Here is an 18,186-nt window from a genome sequence, read left to right as displayed (position 1 = left end):
TTCTTGATCTGATCGCCGGGGAGACCCAGAGCGGGCCCTCTCTCATCCGCTCCCGACCGGCACCCACGGATCCACGCGCGGCCTGCGTTCGCCACGCGGGCGTGGATCCAGCATCGCGAACCGGAGGCCCCGGCGCCCCGCCCTTCCCCAGGGCGGGCGCCGGGGCCTCCGGCATTCCCGGGCGGAGTGCCCTCACGAAGCCCATGAACCTCACGGAGTTCACGGAGCTCACGGGATTCACGAAGCTCGCGGGATTCACGAACCTCACGACCAGAAGTCGTCGCTCTTGTCGATGTCCTCGAGGCACTCGTCGAGATCCGTGATCTTGTCGCCGACGATCCGGAAGACGATGCATCCGGTGTCGTCGAGGTGCCTGCCCTGCCGCTCGGCGGTGACACGGCACATCCCGACCGCGTGTCCGCGGCCGTCGACACAGATGCCGAGCATCTCCAGGCGCATCGTGCCGCTCGTCTCCTCACCGAGCCGCCGGTACATGTCGATGATCGCGTCCTGGCCCTTGAAGTCGCCCGAGAGCGGGTGGGTGCCGGGTACGTGGTGCGTGGCGTCCTTCGCCATCAGTTCCCGCAAGGTGTCCATGTCGCCTCGGGAGAAGGCCTCGAAGCCCTTGCGGACGAGCGCTGCGTGCGGGTGTTCAGCCATGGTCGATCGCCGCCTTTCCGACGTCCTGGGCGATGCGTCGGCTGCTGCTTCGATTCTCCTCCGTCCACCGGTGGCAGCGACTGGATCAGGGGGCCTACGGACTGGAGGGGTGGGGGTGGAGGCCTGGGCCGGGGGGGGTCCGGGGGAGGTTGGAGGCCTGGCGGTCCAGGGGGAGGGCGGAGGCCGGGGGTTGGAGGCCGGGGGGTCCGGGGGGGGTGAGGCCGGAGGCCGGGGTCGGAGGCCTGGGGGTCCAGGGGGAGGTCGGAGGCCCGGAGTCGGAGGGGTGAGGTCCGAAGTGTGAGGTCGGAGGCTGTAAATGCGGCCTTGGGATCCGGCATCCGGCATCCGGTTCCAGCGTCCGGCTCCGGCCCTCGGCTCCGGCTCCGGCCCTCGGCTCCTGTCCCTACGCTCGGCCCCCGGAACGGGCCGCCCGCGCCACCGCCACCACGGCCTTCTCCAGCGCGTATTCCGGGTCGTCGCCTCCGCCCTTCACTCCCGCGTCGGCCTCCGCGACCGCGCGCAGGGCCAGGGAGACTCCGTCGGGCGTCCAGCCCCGCATCTGCTGGCGGACCCGGTCGATCTTCCAGGGCGGCATGCCCAGCTCCCGCGCGAGATCCGCGGGTCTGCCGCCGCGTGCGGAGGACAGCTTGCCGATGGCCCGCACGCCCTGCGCGAGGGCACTGGTGATCAGCACGGGTGCGACACCGGTGGCCAGCGACCAGCGCAGCGCCTCCAACGCCTCAGCCGCCCTGCCCTCGACGGCCCGGTCGGCGACGGTGAAGCTCGACGCCTCGGCACGGCCCGTGTAGTACCGCCCGACGATCGCCTCGTCGATGGTCCCCTCGATGTCGGCGGCGAGCTGCGACACCGCCGCCGCCAGCTCCCGCAGATCGCTGCCGATGGAGTCGACGAGCGCCTGGCAGGCCTCCGGGGTGGCCGACCGACCGATGGCCCGGAACTCCTGCCGGACGAAGGCCAGCCGGTCCGCCGCCTTGGTCATCTTCGGGCAGGCCACCTCCCGCGCCCCCGCCTTGCGCGCGGCGTCCAGCAGCCCCTTGCCCTTGACCCCGCCCGCGTGCAGCAGCACGAGCGTGATCTCCTCGGCCGGCGACGCGAGGTACCCCTTCACGTCCTTGACCGTGTCGGCGGACAGGTCCTGCGCGTTGCGTACGACCACGACCTTCCGCTCCGCGAAGAGCGACGGGCTGGTCAACTCGGCGAGCGTGCCTGGCTGGAGCTGGTCCGACGTCAGGTCACGCACGTCCGTGTCGGCGTCGGCGGCCCGGGCGGCGGCCACCACCTCCTGCACGGCGCGGTCGAGCAGCAGGTCCTCCTGGCCCACGGCGAGCGTCACCGGGGCGAGAGGGTCGTCATTCGCAGTCTTCCTGGCCATTGGGTCAAGGATGGCACGGGGCGGTGACAGCGAGGACCGGCCGGGGACCGGGGGCGAGCCCCGGAGACGGAGGCCGGCCGGGAGCGCGGCCCCGGCACCGAAGACCGAGGACCGAGGACCGAGGACCGAGGGTGAGCATCAGACAGCAGGGATCCCGGGCAGACAGCTGACAGCTGACAGCGGGAACCGGAAGCAGGCGCCCGGCAGCAGGGACCCCGGACAGGCACCCGACAGCGGGGACCGGGAGCAGGCGCCCGGCATCGGCTCCGGCGTCGCCCCTACGGCTCCTCCCGCCACCCGTCCCACTCGGCCGCGAAGGCGTGCAGTTCCTCCGCGTCGAGCCGTCCCTCCTCGTCCCGCAGCACCACCAGCCACTGCGCGTCCTCCGCGTCGTCCTCACCGGCCAACGCGTCCCGGACGACCTGCGGTTCCTCACTCACCCCGAACCGCTCCCCGAGCATTTCCACGACCTCCTCGGCGGCGTCGCGGTCGGGCAGCACCAGCACATGTCTCACATCGCTCACCCACCCATTTTCCGGCACGTCCACGGGGGCCGGAGAGCAGGTCGGCCGTGGCCGGACGCCCCGCACGTCACACCCGGTCCCACCACCCGGCCCCACCACGCCGCACAGGCTCTCCGGCCGTGCAGGCCGGACGTGCGAGCCGGACGTGCAGGCCGGACGGTCTCCTCAGACCGCGTCACCGCCCCACGCCACCGGAACCCGTTCCAACACGATCCCGAACCGCTCCCGGTACACGTCCAGCACCTCCTCGTCCCCCGCCAACTCCTCCTCCCGGCTCTGTCCCTGGGGGCCCGTCACCTTCAGCCGGCGGCCGCTGAGCGTGATCCGCCCGCCGTCCTTCGTGACCCGCGAGCAGACCGGCGACCGTGTGAAGTGCGACGTGGGCGAGGTGCTGTGCCACCACGCCCCGGCCGCGAAGTCGCCCAGCACCCGGGGCCGCACCTCCAGCCGGTACACCCGCCTGTCGCCCTGCACGACGTCCAGGTCGGCCGCCCCCGGCACACCACCGCCCTCACGCGCCGGCCGGCCCGCACCGCCCCTCACGCCGGCCGCGTCCGCACGAGCCTCCGTGATCCGGAACAGGCCGCCGGGGTCCTCCTGCTGCCCCCGGTGCTCGAAGCGGAGCGGGTAGTGGCTGTGCGCCCCGAACCCGACGTCGGCCAGCCACTCCCCCGCGTCCACCGTGCGCACCACCAACGCGAGGTGGTCGTACGGGATCCCGAGTCGCCCCTCATCGCCGTAGACCCGGCCGGCGAGCAGCGTCACGTCGAAGCCCAGCGCCCTGAGCAGCGCGCCGAACGCACCGTTCAGCTCGTAACAGAACCCTCCCCTCCCCGACGTGGCGACCTTCTCGGCCAGCCGTCTCTCCTCCAGCACGATCTCCTCTCCCAGGTGCACCGACAGGTTCTCGAAGGGCACGGTCCGCAGGTGCCGCAGGTGCAGCTCCCGCAGGACGTCGGCGGTGGGCCACGCCGGGTACTCGACGCCGAGCCGACGCAGATACGCCTCGACCAGACGCGCGTCGAGCGGGGACGTGGCGATGGCGGTCTGTACGGAATCCATGCCCTCAGTCTGGCGCCACCCGCAGTCGGTCGCCCGTACCCACGACGGCCAACGCCCCGTCCCTGTCGGTCCGCAGCACCACCGCGCCCGTGGCCCGCAGGGCCGCGACGGTGGCGGGTGCCGGATGGCCGTACGGGTTGTCCGCCCCCACGGAGACCAACGCCAGCCGGGGCGCCGCCGCGCGCACGAGATCCGGATCCTGGTAGGCCGAGCCGTGGTGGGCGACCTTCAGCACGTCCACCCCTTTCCACCGGGCCGCCGCGGGCGACCGTGCCAGCGCCTGCTGGCCGGGAGGCTCGAGGTCGCCGAGCAGCAGCATCCGCGTCCCGGCCGAACGGACGAGCAGCGTCACGCTCGCGTCGTTGGGCCCCTCCGGTTCCGGCACCTGCCGGGCCGGCGGCCACAGCACCTCCCAGTCGAGGGAACCGAGCCGCCGCCGCTCCCCCGCCACCGCCCGCACCAGGGGAACCCCGCGGGCCCCGGCCTCCCTCCGTACGAATGCCACCTGGTCCGCCGGCTCCGCGAACCCCGTCGTCTCGATCGCCCCCACCGCCCGGCCCCGCAGCACACCGGCCAGTCCCGCCACGTGATCGGCGTGGAAGTGGGTCAGCACGACGAGCGGGATCCGGGTGACGCCCAGCCGGTCGAGGCACCGGTCGACCAGCACCGGGTCCGGGCCGGCGTCCACCACCACGCCGGTTCCCCCGCCCGCCGCCAGCACCGTCGCGTCGCCCTGACCCACGTCGCACATCACCAGCCGCCATCCCGGCGGTGGCCAGCCCGTGAGCACCCGGGTCAGCGGGGACGGCCGCACCACCGCGAGCAGGAGCAGCGCCGCGCAGACCGCGCACAGCCACGGCCTCCGCAGCAGCCGCCTCCCCAGCGGCAGTGCCACCGCGGTGGCGAGGGCGAGCAGCAGTGCCCCGCCCCAGCCGCCGGGCCAGTCCACTCCCGCGCCGGGCAGCGCCGCCCCGGTCCGCGCGACACCCGCGATCCATTCGGCCGGCCAACTCGCGCACCAGGCCGACGCCTTCGCCACCGGTATCGCCCACGGCGCCGTCGCCAGGGTGATGAATCCCAGCACCGTGGCCGGTGCCACCGCGAACTCCACGAGGAGGTTGCACGGCACCGCCACCAGGCTGACCCGGGCCGACAGCACCGCCACCACCGGCGCGCACAGGGCCTGTGCGGCTCCCGCCGCCGCCAGCGCCTCCGCGAGCCTGGGCGGAACCCCGCGGCGCCGCAGGGCGGTGCTCCAGCGCGGCGCCAGCGTCAGCAGGGCTCCCGTGGCCAGCACGGACAGCAGGAAGCCGTAACTCCGGGCCAGCCAGGGGTCGTACAGGACCAGGAGCAGGACCGCCGTCGCCAGTGCCGGGATCAGGGACCGGCGACGCCCGGTCGCCAGGGCGAGCAGGACGACGGCGCCGCAGGCCGCCGCCCGCAGCACACTCGGGTCGGGCCGGCACACGACGACGAAGCCGAGCGTGAGCGCCCCGCCGAGCAGCGCGGTCGTCCGCAGCGGGATGCCCAGGCGGGGCGCCAGGCCGCGGCGCTCGACGTGCTGGGCCAGGCCGGGCGGCCCCAGGAGGAGGGCGAGCATGATCGTGAGGTTGCTCCCGGACACGGCCAGGGTGTGGGCGAGGTCCGTCTCCTTGAAGGCCTCGTCCAGCTCGGGCGTGATCCGCGAGGTGTCCCCGACCACCAGCCCCGGCAGCAGCGCCCGCGCGTCCCCCGGCAACTCGTCGGTAGCTTCCCGCAGCCCCGCGCGCAGCCGGCCCGCGGCGCGTTGCGGTGCCGACGGCTTGCGCACGACCACCGGAACCGCGTGCGCCCCACGGTCCCGCACCCGCAGCACGGCAGCGATCCGGTCCCCGCCCGTCAGGGCGGGAGCCAGTCGCCCGGTCACCCGCACCCGGGTGGACGGCAGCAGCCCGAGCCATGCCTCTCGCGTGCTCCGGCCGGCACCCGCCGGTCGTCCGCCGTCCGGTCCCGCACGGTCCCGGACGTCGACGACCACGAGCACCGGTGCCCTGGTCGCCACCCCAGGCACTCCCGCCGCCCCACCCGCCCCACCCGCCCCGCCCGCCGAGACTGCCGCGACCGACCGCACCTGCCCGTCGACCAGCACGGAGTCCGGGGCCGCGTGGTCCCCCCTCACCCGCGGCCGGGTCAGCCGCGGGTCCGAGGTCAGCTCCACCTCCGCGGTGACGGTGGCGTAGTCCCGCGCCAGTGCCGGTACCGGTCCGCGGCGCAGATCGGCCCCGTGCAAACCGGCGGACGCCCCGGCCGCGGCAGCGCAGAGCAGCACCGCGGCCCCGCTCATCCGCGACCACGCGTACCGGGCGCCCACAGGCCACCCCGGCGACCGGCCCGGCGACCGGCTCCTCGGCCCTTCCGGCGGCCGCAGCCTCGTGCCGGTGGGCGACTGCGACCTCGTGCCGGTGGGCGAACGCTCTCCCGGGCCGTCCGACGACGCGCCGCCCACGGCCGACGGTGGCGCGACCCGAGGGCCGCTCCCCCACCCGCTCAGCAGGACCCCCGCCACGACCAGGCAGAGGAGTACGACACCACCCACCAGCCGGGGCGGCGCGTCCAGCGTCCAGGCCGCCGTGGCCCAGGCCGCGAGCGCGGGCGGCACGAGCCGCAGATCCGCCGGCCCTTCCTGTCGTGGATGCGAGGCTCCCAGCCGGCTCCCGGAAGCGGCGTGCACCGCTCGACGCGCGCGTGATGGGGCGTCCGCTCCGGCCACCGCACCCGCATCCGCACCTGTTGCGGTCCCCGCCCCTGCCGAGACCACCGGTCCGTCCACCGCCGGGTCCGCCCGCAGGGCCCCGTCGTCCACCGCCTCCGTCTCCCTCATGGCCGCACCAGATTTCGCAGGTCGGAGAAGCGGCGCTCGCCGATGCCGTTGACCTCGCGCAGCTCGTCCACCGATCGGAAGCCGCCGTGCTGCGTCCGGTAGTCGACGATGTGCTGCGCCAGCACGGGCCCCACTCCCGGCAGTGTGTCGAGCTGGTCCACGGTGGCCGTGTTGAGGGAGACGAGAGCCGACGGTCCCGCTCCGGCCGTGCCACCTCCGGGTCCTGCTCCAGCCGCCGGACCTCCGGTCCCCGGTGGTCCGCCGACGACGACCTGTTCCCCGTCCACGAGGAAGCGCGCCCTGTTCAGACCGTCCGTGTTCGTGCCCGGCCGCACCCCGCCGGCCGCGGCCAGTGCGTCGACCACGCGCGAGCCGGCCGGAAGGCGGTGGATGCCGGGGTCGCGGACCTTGCCAGTGACGTCGACCACGATCTGCGCTCCCGCCGTGCCTGCTCCCGCCGGGTCCGCCCCACCGGACGCCGCGGCCGAAGCGGAGGGTTCGCCCGGCCCGGCCCGCTCGTCCTCTCCGTAGGGGGCGGCCGCCCGCACCACCTCCGGGGCCCGCACGGACTGCGCGCGGCCGGTCCAGAAGTGCTGGACCGCGAACGCGGCGACGGCGACCACCACGACGGCCAGCGCGAGCACGCTCCTGCGTTCCAGTCCGCACCGCGCCTGTGCCCACACCGGCAGCCGCTCCCGCAACGCCGGGCCGGCCCGCGCCCGCCAGCCCCCCGGCCCACGGCTCACCACCGCACGGCCGTCGTCCTCGGATCCGGCGGTGGCCTCCCCCGCCCCCCCGGTCCCGCTCTCCGGAGCGCCGCCCTCCGGCGGCTCCGCCCCCGACTCCCGGCGCTCACCGTCCCGTTCACCGAACAGCAGCTCCGCTCGTCGGCGCAGCTCCTCGGCCGGTGCGGAGCGGTTCCCCAACTGGCTGCGCGCCGGTGACGGCCGGTGCCGGACGCGTCCGTCGGAGCCGGGTCCGCGCCCGGGTCCGCTGGTCGCGGTGGTCGTCCGTGTGCGTGATCGAAGTGCCATGCCACGAGAATGGAACACCTCGCGGAACCGCGATGATCTTGATTGATTTCCGGGGAGAACCGCCCGATTGTGGATAACTCCGCCACCCGTGGGAGTGAGACGCCGCCCCTTGGCCGAGCCCGGCCGGCAAGCCGGACCAGCGGCCGGACGGACCGACGCGCCGACCCGCGTCACTGCGCCGAACAAGTCGATGGGCCGACCCGCGTCACCGAGCCGAAGCCCCGGCCCGCCTCACCGTGCCGCGACCACGACCCCCAGCAAGCCGGGCCCGGTGTGCGCCCCGATCACCGCACCGACCTCGCTCACGTGCAGCTCCCCGAGTCCGGGCACCCGCGCCCGCAGCCGGTCCGCCAGGGCTGACGCCCGGTCGGGGGCCGCGAGATGGTGGACGGCGACGTCCACACGGGCGCCGCCCGCGCGGTCGGCGGCCAGTTCCTCGAGGCGGGCGATCGCCCTCGATGCCGTCCGCACCTTCTCCAGCGGCTCGATGCGCCCCCCGTCCAGCTGGAGCAGCGGCTTCACCGCGAGCGCGGAGCCGAAGAGGGCCTGGGCGGCGCCGATGCGGCCGCCGCGGCGCAGATAGTCGAGGGTGTCGACGTAGAAGAAGGCGGAGGTGCCGGAAGCGCGTTTCTCCGCGGCCGCGACCGCCTCGTCCACCGTGCCGCCCGCTTCCGCCGTCTCGGACGCCGAGAGCGCGCAGAACCCGAGTGCCATCGCGATCATGCCGGTGTCCACCACCCGCACCGGGACCGGGGCCTCGCGCGCCGCGAGGACCGCCGCGTCGTGAGTGCCCGACAGTTCGGCGGACAGGTGGAGGGAGACGATGCCGGTGGCGCCGGCCTCGGCGACCCTGCGGTAGGTCTCCGCGAAGACCTGGGGGCTGGGGCGCGAGGTGGTGACGGAGCGTCGCTTCTGCAGGGCCAGGGCCAGGGATCGGGTCGAGATCTCGGTGCCCTCTTCGAGTGCCCGGTCGCCGAGGACGACGGTCAGGGGCACCGCGGTGATGCCGTGGCGCTCCATCGTCCGCTGCGGCAGGTAGGCCGTTGAATCCGTGACGATAGCGACATGGCGGGACATGAGCTGGAGGTTACCTGCCGTATCCGCGGGACGGGAGTCCGGGACCTCGCGGCCGGGAGGCAGTTGACCGGATCGGGTACCGGGCCGGGCGGCTCAGGTGGTGCTCTCGGGCCGGGGCTTCTTCTGCCAGGGGTGGACGGGGCGCGGCCCCGGCGGGGTGATGGCGGGCCGTGCGGGAGTCTCCGCCGGGCGCGGGGCGGTCGTCTCCGACCAGGTCTGGTCCCCGGCCGCGCCGCCGGTCCCGGGGGCTTCGGGCCAGGGCGAGGGCGCCCGCACCGGGTCGTCCGCGGTGGTCCAGTGGCGCAGGGCGCCGGCCTCGACGTCGATCTGTGCGTGGAGGGTGTCGAGGTCGTCGTCGGCGAAGCGGTGGGCCCGGTCACGGGCGGCCCAGCGCAGGGAGTCGGCCGACGACGTGATCCGCCCGGTGCGCTCGCGCAGCGACGGCAGCCGCTCGGCGAGGGCGGCCCGGTCGGGTTCGGACTCCAGTCGCTTGAGTTCGTCGTCCAGTTCGCGCCCGTGCCCGCTGAGGCGCGCGAAGAGGGCGAGGGACTCCTTGAGGGACTCGTCCTCGGCGACGCCGGTCTGGAGCGCCTCCTGGGTGGCCCGCATCGAGGTGCGCAGCGTGAGGCGGAGCTGGGCGATCTCGCCGGCCGGGCCGGGCTGGGCGAAGGACTTGGCCCGCAGGGTGTGGTCCTCGACGGTGCGGCGGGCCTGGGTGAGGGTGCGGTCGACGCCGCGCTTGGCGGCACCGACGACCTTCACCGTCGCATAGGCCCCCACCGCCAGGAAGAGCACGAAAAGCAGGGCAAAGATCGCGATCACTGCTTCCACGAGCTCCTCCTCCGGTCCGACACGGCGCGCCACGCGCCGCTCTTCAACGGTAAACGCAACGGGCAGGCGCGGAGTTCCGCCGGAACCCCGAACCTGCCCGTAGGGGACCACCCCGAAGCGGGTGCCGGCCGGAGCCGCGCGCACCGGCGCCCCTCAGCCGTCGGCCGGAGCCGCGCGCACGGGGCACCCCGCGCACCGGCCCCGGCCGCACGCCCTCCGCGACGCTCGAACGCCGGCCCGGCCGTACCCGCCCGTGTTCGTCAGGCCGGCACGATGTTGACCAGCTTCGGCGCCCGCACGATCACCTTGCGGATCCCGGCGCCGCCCAGCGCGCCGACGACGTTCTCGTCGGCCAGCGCCACCTTCTCCAGCTCCTCGTCGGAGATGGCCGGCGACACCTCCAGGCGCGCCTTGACCTTGCCCTTGATCTGCACCACGCAGGTCACGGTCTCGTCCACGACGTACGCCGGGTCGGCCACCGGGAAGTCCCGGTGGACGACGGAGTCGGTGTGGCCCAGTTTGCGCCACAGCTCCTCGGCGATGTGCGGGGCCAGCGGCGCCACCAGCAGCACCAGGGCCTCGGCGACACCGCGCGACAGCGGGCCGCCGGCCTTGGTCAGGTGGTTGTTCAGCTCGGTGACCTTGGCGATGGCGGTGTTGAAGCGCATGCCCTCCAGGTCCTGGCGCACCCCGTCGACGGCCTTGTGCAGGGCGCGCAGGGTGTCCTCGTCCGGCTCGGTGTCGACGACGGTGACCTCACCGGTCGCCTCGTCGACGACGTTGCGCCACAGTCGCTGGAGCAGCCGGAACTGGCCCACCACCGCGCGCGTGTCCCACGGCCGCGAGACGTCCAGCGGGCCCATCGCCATCTCGTACAGGCGCAGGGTGTCGGCACCGTACTCGGCGCAGATCTCGTCCGGGGTGACCGCGTTCTTCAGGGACTTGCCCATCTTGCCCAGCAGCCGGGAGACCTTCTCGCCCTGGTGGTGGTACGCCCCGTCGCGCTCCTCCACCTCGACGGCCGGTACGGCGATGCCGCGGCTGTCACGGTAGACGTAGGCCTGGATCATGCCCTGGTTGAACAGCTTGTGGAACGGCTCCGCGGACGAGACGTGGCCCAGGTCGAACAGGACCTTGGACCAGAAGCGGGCGTACAGCAGGTGCAGCACGGCGTGCTCGGCACCGCCGACGTACAGGTCGACCCCGCCGTGCGGCTGTCCCGCACGCGGGCCCATCCAGTACTGCTCGATCTCGGGGTCGACCAGCTTCTCGGAGTTGTGCGGATCCAGGTAGCGCAGCTCGTACCAGCAGGAACCGGCCCAGTTGGGCATGGTGTTGGTCTCGCGGCGGTACTTGCGCGGGCCGCGGCCGTCCCCCAGGTCCAGGGTGACGTCGACCCAGTCCTCGTTGCGCGACAGCGGCGTCTCGGGCTGCGTGTCGGCGTCGTCCGGGTCGAAGGTGCGCGGCGAGTAGTCCTCGACCTCGGGCAGCTCCAGCGGCAGCATCGACTCGGGCAGCGCGTGGGCGACGCCGTCCTCGTCGTAGACGATCGGGAAGGGCTCGCCCCAGTAACGCTGACGGCTGAACAGCCAGTCGCGCAGCCGGAAGTTGACCGTGCCCGCGCCGAGGCCGGACCGCTCCAGCCACTCGGTGACGCGCTCCTTGGCCTCGGCGACGCCCAGGCCGTCCAGGGAGACCCGCTCGTTCGACGAGTTGACGATCCTCGCGTCGTGGGAGGCGAAGGCGTCCTCCCACGTCGAGGTGTCGGTGCCGCGGCCGTCGGTGGGCTCGACGACGCAGCGGATCGGCAGCTCGAAGGCGCGCGCGAACTCGAAGTCGCGCTGGTCGCCGGCCGGGACGGCCATGATCGCGCCGGTGCCGTAGCCCATCAGGACGTAGTCGGCGATGAAGACGGGGACGCGCTCGCCGTTGACCGGGTTCGTCGCGTACGCGCCGATGAAGACGCCGGTCTTGTCCTTGGCCTCGGCCTGGCGCTCCACGTCGGACTTGGAGGCGGCCTGCGCGCGGTACGCGGCGACGGCGTCGGCCGGGGTCGCGTGGCCCCCGGTCCACACGTCGTGCGTGCCCTCGGGCCAGGCGTCCGGGGTGAACTTCTCGACCAGCGGGTGTTCGGGGGCGAGCACCATGTAGGTCGCGCCGAACAGGGTGTCGGGACGCGTGGTGAAGACGGTGATGCGCTCGCCGTCGATCGGGAAGTCGACGCGGGCACCCTCGGAGCGGCCGATCCAGTTGCGCTGCTGGAGCTTGATGGCCTCGGGCCAGTCCAGCGCGTCCAGGTCGTCGAGCAGCCGGTCGGCGTAGGCGGTGATGCGCATGTTCCACTGGCGCAGCTTGGCCTTGAAGACCGGGTAGTTGCCGCGCTCGGAGCGGCCGTCGGCGGTGACTTCCTCGTTGGCCAGCACGGTGCCCAGGCCGGGGCACCAGTTGACGGGCGCGTCGGAGGCATAGGCCAGGCGGTACTCGCTCAGGACGTCCGCGCGCTCCACCTCGCTCAGCTCGCCCCAGGAGCGGTCGCCGGGCAGGCTCCGCTCACCGGACTCGAACCGGGCGACCAGTTCGGCGATCGGGCGGGCCTTCTTCGCCTCGTCGTCGTACCAGGAGTTGAAGATCTGCAGGAAGATCCACTGGGTCCACTTGTAGTAGTCCGGGTCGATCGTGGCGAACGACCGGCGCCTGTCGTGGCCCAGGCCCAGCCTGCGCAGCTGGGACTTCATGTTGCCGATGGCGGCCTCGGTGGTGATCCGGGGGTGCTCGCCGGTCTGCACGGCGTGCTGCTCGGCGGGCAGGCCGAAGGCGTCGAAGCCGAGGGTGTGCAGGACGTTGTGGCCGGTCATCCGCTGGTAGCGGGCGAAGACGTCGGTCGCGATGTAGCCCAGGGGGTGGCCGACGTGCAGGCCCGCACCCGAGGGGTACGGGAACATGTCCATGATGAACTTCTTCGGCCGGGCGACGACCGCAGGGTCGCCCGCCAGGTCGCCCTTCGGGTTCGGTGCCGCGTACGTGCCGTCGGCGTCCCAGACGTCCTGCCAGCGTGCCTCGATGTCGGCCGCCATGGCGGCCGTGTACCGGTGCGGCGCGGCCACCTCGACGGGGGCGGCGGGGTTCGTCTCGCTCATGTCCTCAAAGCTCCATCGATCGTCTCTGCCAGCGGCTGCCACTCGGGAAACGAAAAATCCCCTCGCACAGGAGGGGACGCCGCGCCGATTCCGAACCGTCCGGTTCTCCGGTGTTCGGGACTGATCAGCGCGGCTCGCTAAGCAGAAGGCGTACGGCACGCATGACCTCAGGGTACCGCAGGGCTTGAGCAAGCCGCGACGCGCTTGCGTATGCCTGGTCGACACGTACGCACCACGCCACAACTGAACCAAGGTCAGGGATTACTTCGCGTAACAGCCACTAAGGGACACCGGCCACGGTCGCATTGTCCTTTGATAACAACGCAATAACTCAAACCTCGTACCCATCGGTATGGCGCCCACTTAGAGTTCGGCATCGGGACCGCTTTCCCGAACTGCTCGGAGTTGCCCCCATGAACCCTCTTCGTAGTAACAGCTCGCTCCCCCAGCCCGGCCGGTCGGCCTACGGGGTGGCGTCCGCCGTCGTCCTGCTCCTCATACCCGTGGTCGTGCTGGTCGGAGGCGACCAGTTCCGCGCGTTCCTGAACTTCGGCGCGGGCGTGCTGTCCCTCGTCTCGCTCAGCTGCTCGGTGATCTGGGGTCTGGTCGCCCAGGACCGGATCTTCCTCAACACGCGCCAGCGGCTCATCGGCCAGGCCGTGCACCGGACGACGGCGGTCGCCTCGATCGCGTTCCTGCTGCTGCACATCACCACGAAGATCGCGCTGGACCACACCCAGCTCATCGCCGCGGTCATCCCGTTCTCGCTCGGCGTCACCGGAATCGCCGGCCTGATCGGCCTCGGCTCGCTGGCCGGACTGCTGATGATCTTCGTGGGCATCACCGGCGCGCTGCGCAGCCGGTTCGCCTCGCCCGCCCCGGTGGCCGCCCGCTGGCGGGCCATGCACATGCTGGCCTACCCGGCCTGGTGCGCCGCGCTGATCCACGGACTCTACGCGGGTCGCGCGGCCAAACCGATCTTCACCATCCTCTACAGCCTGTGCCTGCTGGGCGTCATGGCCGCCCTCGCCCTGCGCTCCGCACCGCGCCCCTTCAAGCGCCAGGTCGCCGACCGCATCGCCACGGTCCTGGGCACCGACGAGCCGGCCGGCCGCGACGCCCTGGACGCGAGCCGGGCCCGGATGGCCGAGTCCCAGTCGCTGCCGGGCTACGGGAGCCGCCCCGGCCGGGGGGCGGACACGGCGGACTCCGGGCGCGGCACGCCCCCGTCGTCGCCCCTGTTCGACACCCCCGCGCCCGAGCCGGCGAACGGCTTCGCGGCCGCCTACCGCGCCGTCTCGACGCCCCCGCGCGCGGAGCAGTCGTTCGCGTCCGGCCAGACCGCGCGCATGGACCTCCCGTTCGACCTGCAGGCCACCGAGGCCGTCCCGCGCGTGGACGGCGGCGGCAGCACCTCCGGCAGCTGGCCGATCCCCTCCCCGCCACCGGTCGGCGAGGCCCCGCAGTCGGTCTACGACCCGCTCCAGGACACGGGATTCACCATCCCGGTCTATGGCAATCCGGGCACCGGCGGGTACGGCGGGAGTGATGTGTACGACACCGGTGAGACAAACACCCGGTATGACGCGTACAACCCGAACGACACGTACAACAGCGGTCCCGCCGATGAACCATCCCCCGGGGCGTCCTTCGACGCGCCGGGTTCGGGCGAACCTTGGAACATGCCTTCCGGAGGCTATAGGTGAACGAGGCCCTGCCCGACGTCCCGGAAGTCCGCGTGGTCGGCCTTCCGCAGCTCACGTCGGGCTTCGACCTTGTCGAGAGACTCGATCTGCCCATGCACCTGAAGGTGCACGGGCCACTCGAACCCATGGGCGGGGAGAAACTCGCGCAGCTCTCGGAACGCATCAACCTCAAGGGCCGCGGCGGCGCGGGCTTCCCCTTCCACAAGAAACTGCGTTCCGTCGCCGACGCGGCGATCAAACGGGGTGTCCGGCCGGTCGTCGTCGTCAACGGCAGCGAGGACGAGCCGGCCTGCCGCAAGGACACGGTCCTGATCAACCGTGCCCCGCACCTCATCCTGGACGGCGCGCTGCTGGTCGCGGAGGCGCTGGGTGCCCGCACGCTCGTGGTGGCGGTCACCCGCGAGTCGACCCAGCGCTCCATGGAGGCCGCACTGGCCGAGCGCGGCCTCAGCAACGGCCGCCGCTCGGCACTGAAGGCGTTCGTCCAGCGCAACCCGATCCGCATGGTCACCGGCGCCGCCGCGTCCGTGATCCGCTCCATCGACGGTGGTCCGGCGATCCCGCCCGGCCGCAAGGTCAGCGCCTCGCAGAACGGCGTCGGCGGCGCCCCGACCCTGCTGTCCAACGCCGAGACGTTCGCCCAGCTGGCCATCGGCGCCCGCATCGGCCCCGAGCGCTACGGCAACACCGGCCTGTACGACGAGCCGGGCACCGTCATGCTGACGGTCTCCGGCGCGGTCGCCCGCCCGATGGTGATCGAGGTCCCCACGGGCGTCCCGCTGCGCTACGTCCTCCAGCTGGCCGGCGCCCCGCCGGTCCCGCAGGGCGTGCTGACCGGCGGCTACCACGGCAAGTGGATCGACGCGGCGACGGTCAACGAGGCGGTCGTCTCGCGCAACTCCCTGGACGCGGTGGGCGGCGCGCTCGGCGCCGGCGCGATCCTGCCGATCAGCCAGGAGACCTGCCCCCTGGGCGAGTCCCTGCGCGTGGCCCAGTGGCTGGCCGAGGAGAGCGCGGGGCAGTGCGGTCCCTGCTACCTCGGCCTGCCGGCCGCCGCCCGCGGCCTGGAGGACATCATCAACGGCGGCGGCCCGGCCGCCCTGGAAGCGCTCAAGCAGGTCGCCAAGAACGTCAAGCGGCGCGGCGCCTGCTCGCACCCGGACGGCTCCGCGATGTTCCTGGAGTCGACCATCAAGGCGTTCACGGACGACCTCGCGGCCCACGTCCTGGGCAACGGCTGCGGACGGCCCGTGGAGGGCGTCCTGCCGCTCTTCGAGGGCGGCATGGCCCCCGCGGGCATCTCGGCCGGCGGAGCGCCCGAGGACGCCGGGGACAGCCGTCAGAAGATCTTCGTCGACTGGACCCTGTGCCGTGGCCACGGCCTGTGCGCGGACATCCTCCCGGAGGTCTTCCAGCTCGGTGCCGACGGCTTTCCGACGGTCGCGCAGGCCAAGGTGCCGCGTTACGCGGAGGCGAAGGCGCTGCGCGCGGTGCGTCGCTGCCCGGCGCTCGCCCTGCGCATCGAGGAGGACACGCGCGCGAAGGAGCCCTCCCGCAACCTTCCGGTCCTCTCCCAGGGCCGCGGCCGCCGCGCCCTGGGCCGCTGACCGCCGCCGGCCGCCGCCGCGCTCCCGTCGCCGCGGCGGCACCGGGAGGGGCCGCACCGCGCGGAGCGCGGCCCCTCGGCCCGTTTTCCGCCGTACGCGCGCGGGGGGCACGAGCGGGGGAACACGAAAAGATCCCGCCGGGTCTTCCGACCCGGCGGGATCCACTGTGGAGCTAAGGAGAATTGAACTCCTGACCTCCTGCATGCCATGCAGGCGCTCTACCAACTGAGCTATAGCCCCTCGCACTGCCCTCCGGGCTTCCCTTGCGGGTTTCCCTGGCGGCGACGCCAACATTACACGGTCCGGGGGGTGCACCACCAAATCGTTTCCGTTCTGCCCGGTTTCGAACGGAATGCCGCTTCAGGCGGTGACGAACGAATAGAACCGCTTGAGGGTGCAGTGCTCTTCGAGGAGCCGGCCGTAGATCGGCTCGCCCTCCAGCTCCCGGTAGGTCTCGATCGGGTCGCCCTTGATGATCAGCGCCCGCGCGCACTCCTCGCACCAGTACTGGTAGTCGGGGTTGACCGGCTCCATGTCGCGGACGATCGGGGTGCCACTGCCGCACCAGTCGCACTTTCGCCTGTGGGCACCCATCGATCAGCTCCAGCTGTGGCCGCAGGCCGTGCACACGTAGGAGATCCCGCCGTTGTCGCCGAGGACCTGGGCCACGAACGCGGAACCGCAGGAAGGGCAGCCGAGCCGGGTGGCCGTGTTCCGTGCCACCGCCGCTCCGGAGAGGTGGCCGCCCTCTCCGAGGATGCTCGCAGGCATCGCAACTCCCTCCCGTCGGGCCGCGCCCCCTTCCGGCCGTTTGATTCTGCCACGGCCGGGCCGATACGGTCAGCGACGCCTGAGTACCGGTCCGGACGCGGCACCCAGCGCGGCCGTCGCGGCGAGCGCGGACATGCATGTGAGCAGCGCTTGTGAAGAGGTATACGCCGCCGGGCCCCCGAGTGACTCAAGCCGGCCGAGGAAGAGTGTGCCGAAGGCCGCGACCCCCGTCAGCTGCCCGAGCTGCGTGACCGTGGCCAGCAGCCCGCTGGCGTCCGCCGCGTCCTCGGGGCGCACGGCGGCCAGGGCCCGGGTGAGCGTGGGACTGAACGCCAGCGCGAGCCCCGCCCCCACTCCGGCGTACGCCGGATACAGCCACACGCCCCCGTGGCCGCCGCCCCTGAAGACCAGGCCCACCGCCGCCATCGAGACGGCGGTGAGCGCGAACCCGGTCGGGGCGAGCGCCCGTTGCCAGGCCACGGGCCACCTGCGCCAGGTCAGACCGACCGCGCCGAAGACCACCGCGGTCGGCGCGAACGTCAGACCGGCGCGCAGCGCGCTGTATCCCAGGCCCGCCTGGACGTGCAGGGTGAGGACGAACAGGAAGCCGCCGTTGACCGCCATGACGGCCGCGATCCGCAGCACGGCGAGCCCCATGCCGGGCAGGCGCAGCACGCGGGGCGCGATCAGCGGGGCACCGCCGCGCCGGGCGAGCCGGGACTCGTGGCCGCGGAACACGACGAACAGCAGCGCGCCGACGGCCGGCGAGAGCAGGGTCCACGACGGCCAGTCCTCCTCCTGGCCGAGCACGAGCGGCACGGTGACCAGGGAGACGGCCGCGCCGAGCAGCACCAGGCCGGGCACGTCCAGGCCGCGGGCCCGCTCCGACGGTGCCCCGGTGTCACGCGGCAGGACCCGCCCGCCGACGGCCAGCAGGAAGATCCCCACCGGCACGTTCACCAGGAACACCGGCCGCCAGCCGGTGCCCAGCAGGTCGGCACCGACCAGCACACCGCCGACGACCTGGCCGGCCGCCGCGCCGACGGCGAGGACCGCCGCGTACGCGCCGAGCGCGCGGACCCGGGCCTCGCCGCCGAAGGTGCGCTGGATCAGGCTCAGCACCTGAGGGATCATCACCGCCGACCCGGCGCCCTGCACCAGCCGGAACGCGATCAGCTCGGTGCTGCCCCGCGCCAGCCCGCAGGCCAGCGAGGCGGCGGTGAACAGGGCCAGCCCGGCGAGGTGGACCCGCCCGTGACCGAACCGGTCGCCGAGCCGCGCACCGGTGATCAGCAGCACGGAGTAGGTGATGGCGTAGCCCGCCACGACCAGCTGGAGTTCGGCTCCCGAGGCGTTCAGGTCGGAACCGATCGCGGGGGCCGCGACGTTCACGATGAAGACGTCCAGCAGCGCCATGAACTGGGCGGCGAGCACGACCGCGAGCAGGCGCCGGGCCCGGTTGTCGGTGCCAGGGTCTTTACTGGTGACAGGAGTTGGAGCGGGCACGGAAGCCGGGCCCGTCCT

At 73.3% G+C, this 18,186-nt stretch carries 14 protein-coding genes and 1 tRNA gene; 2 read left to right on the top strand and 13 right to left on the bottom strand.

The features are described from left to right. Positions 1-264 precede the first annotated feature (264 nt). The 9 genes from ACZ5FU_RS16945 to leuS all read right to left on the bottom strand — a co-directional run bounded on the left by ACZ5FU_RS16945 (position 265) and on the right by leuS (position 12,578). A complete protein-coding gene (locus tag ACZ5FU_RS16945) occupies positions 265-660 on the bottom strand; it encodes a nuclear transport factor 2 family protein (protein ID WP_451528241.1) in 396 nt (131 codons plus the stop codon). Positions 661-1,063: 403 nt separating this feature from the next. Beyond that, complete coding sequence (gene holA / locus ACZ5FU_RS16940) at positions 1,064-2,053, bottom strand: DNA polymerase III subunit delta (protein ID WP_451528240.1); 990 nt, start codon at positions 2,051-2,053, stop codon at positions 1,064-1,066. Between the two features lie 278 nt (positions 2,054-2,331). Then, positions 2,332-2,577: a hypothetical protein gene (locus ACZ5FU_RS16935; protein WP_451528239.1), complete on the bottom strand. Its 246-nt coding sequence runs from the start codon at positions 2,575-2,577 to the stop codon at positions 2,332-2,334. A gap of 165 nt (positions 2,578-2,742) precedes the next feature. Further along, the gene (locus tag ACZ5FU_RS16930) at positions 2,743-3,639 is read right to left on the bottom strand and encodes an arylamine N-acetyltransferase family protein (protein WP_468642823.1); all 897 of its coding nucleotides are present in this window, start codon (positions 3,637-3,639) and stop codon (positions 2,743-2,745) included. A gap of 4 nt (positions 3,640-3,643) precedes the next feature. Further along, the gene (locus ACZ5FU_RS16925) at positions 3,644-6,349 is read right to left on the bottom strand and encodes a ComEC/Rec2 family competence protein (protein WP_468836097.1); all 2,706 of its coding nucleotides are present in this window, start codon (positions 6,347-6,349) and stop codon (positions 3,644-3,646) included. Between the two features lie 146 nt (positions 6,350-6,495). Then, complete coding sequence (locus ACZ5FU_RS16920) at positions 6,496-7,533, bottom strand: ComEA family DNA-binding protein (RefSeq protein ID WP_469045491.1); 1,038 nt, start codon at positions 7,531-7,533, stop codon at positions 6,496-6,498. 231 nt (positions 7,534-7,764) lie between these two features. Continuing rightward, the gene (locus ACZ5FU_RS16915) at positions 7,765-8,610 is read right to left on the bottom strand and encodes a DegV family protein (protein WP_451528213.1); all 846 of its coding nucleotides are present in this window, start codon (positions 8,608-8,610) and stop codon (positions 7,765-7,767) included. Between the two features lie 93 nt (positions 8,611-8,703). After that, positions 8,704-9,441, bottom strand: coding sequence for a hypothetical protein (locus ACZ5FU_RS16910; protein ID WP_469045490.1), 738 nt, complete (start codon positions 9,439-9,441; stop codon positions 8,704-8,706). Positions 9,442-9,701: 260 nt separating this feature from the next. Continuing rightward, positions 9,702-12,578 (bottom strand): leucine--tRNA ligase, encoded by a 2,877-nt coding sequence (gene leuS, locus ACZ5FU_RS16905; protein ID WP_469045489.1) that lies wholly within the window; start codon positions 12,576-12,578, stop codon positions 9,702-9,704. Between the two features lie 413 nt (positions 12,579-12,991). Here leuS and ACZ5FU_RS16900 point away from each other — a divergent pair, with 413 nt between their 5' ends. Both ACZ5FU_RS16900 and ACZ5FU_RS16895 read left to right on the top strand, forming a co-directional pair. Further along, positions 12,992-14,284 carry a cytochrome b/b6 domain-containing protein gene (locus tag ACZ5FU_RS16900; RefSeq protein WP_469045488.1) on the top strand — a complete coding sequence of 431 codons (1,293 nt, stop codon included), beginning with the start codon at positions 12,992-12,994 and terminating at the stop codon, positions 14,282-14,284. Next, the gene (locus tag ACZ5FU_RS16895; RefSeq protein WP_401469612.1) at positions 14,281-15,891 is read left to right on the top strand and encodes an NADH-ubiquinone oxidoreductase-F iron-sulfur binding region domain-containing protein; all 1,611 of its coding nucleotides are present in this window, start codon (positions 14,281-14,283) and stop codon (positions 15,889-15,891) included. The genes ACZ5FU_RS16900 and ACZ5FU_RS16895 overlap by 4 nt, the downstream gene beginning before the upstream one ends. Positions 15,892-16,058: 167 nt before the next feature. Here ACZ5FU_RS16895 and ACZ5FU_RS16890 read toward each other — a convergent pair. From ACZ5FU_RS16890 to ACZ5FU_RS16875, 4 genes are all read right to left on the bottom strand, one after another. After that, positions 16,059-16,131: transfer RNA gene (locus ACZ5FU_RS16890), tRNA-Ala, on the bottom strand. A 120-nt stretch (positions 16,132-16,251) separates the two neighbouring features. Then, entirely contained in the window at positions 16,252-16,485 is a 234-nt protein-coding gene (locus ACZ5FU_RS16885) for a hypothetical protein (RefSeq protein ID WP_003976229.1), read from the bottom strand. Positions 16,486-16,488: 3 nt separating this feature from the next. After that, positions 16,489-16,662: a hypothetical protein gene (locus ACZ5FU_RS16880; RefSeq protein WP_451528209.1), complete on the bottom strand. Its 174-nt coding sequence runs from the start codon at positions 16,660-16,662 to the stop codon at positions 16,489-16,491. Between the two features lie 69 nt (positions 16,663-16,731). Then, positions 16,732-18,096: an MFS transporter gene (locus tag ACZ5FU_RS16875; RefSeq protein ID WP_451776188.1), complete on the bottom strand. Its 1,365-nt coding sequence runs from the start codon at positions 18,094-18,096 to the stop codon at positions 16,732-16,734. Positions 18,097-18,186 lie beyond the last annotated feature (90 nt).

This window comes from Streptomyces sp. NPDC031554 (assembly GCF_055580685.1).
The sequence above is the reverse complement of the archived record's forward strand: the minus strand, read 5'-3'. Positions and strand labels throughout refer to the sequence as shown.

Coding starts and splice junctions, on each gene's coding strand:
- ACZ5FU_RS16945 (WP_451528241.1), bottom strand. CDS start 660: ATGGCTGAACACCCGCACGCAGCGCTCGTCCGCAAGGGCTTCGAGGCC.
- holA (WP_451528240.1), bottom strand. CDS start 2,053: ATGGCCAGGAAGACTGCGAATGACGACCCTCTCGCCCCGGTGACGCTC.
- ACZ5FU_RS16930 (WP_468642823.1), bottom strand. CDS start 3,639: ATGGATTCCGTACAGACCGCCATCGCCACGTCCCCGCTCGACGCGCGT.
- ACZ5FU_RS16920 (WP_469045491.1), bottom strand. CDS start 7,533: ATGGCACTTCGATCACGCACACGGACGACCACCGCGACCAGCGGACCC.
- ACZ5FU_RS16915 (WP_451528213.1), bottom strand. CDS start 8,610: ATGTCCCGCCATGTCGCTATCGTCACGGATTCAACGGCCTACCTGCCG.
- leuS (WP_469045489.1), bottom strand. CDS start 12,578: ATGAGCGAGACGAACCCCGCCGCCCCCGTCGAGGTGGCCGCGCCGCAC.
- ACZ5FU_RS16900 (WP_469045488.1), top strand. CDS start 12,992: ATGAACCCTCTTCGTAGTAACAGCTCGCTCCCCCAGCCCGGCCGGTCG.
- ACZ5FU_RS16885 (WP_003976229.1), bottom strand. CDS start 16,485: ATGGGTGCCCACAGGCGAAAGTGCGACTGGTGCGGCAGTGGCACCCCG.
- ACZ5FU_RS16880 (WP_451528209.1), bottom strand. CDS start 16,662: ATGCCTGCGAGCATCCTCGGAGAGGGCGGCCACCTCTCCGGAGCGGCG.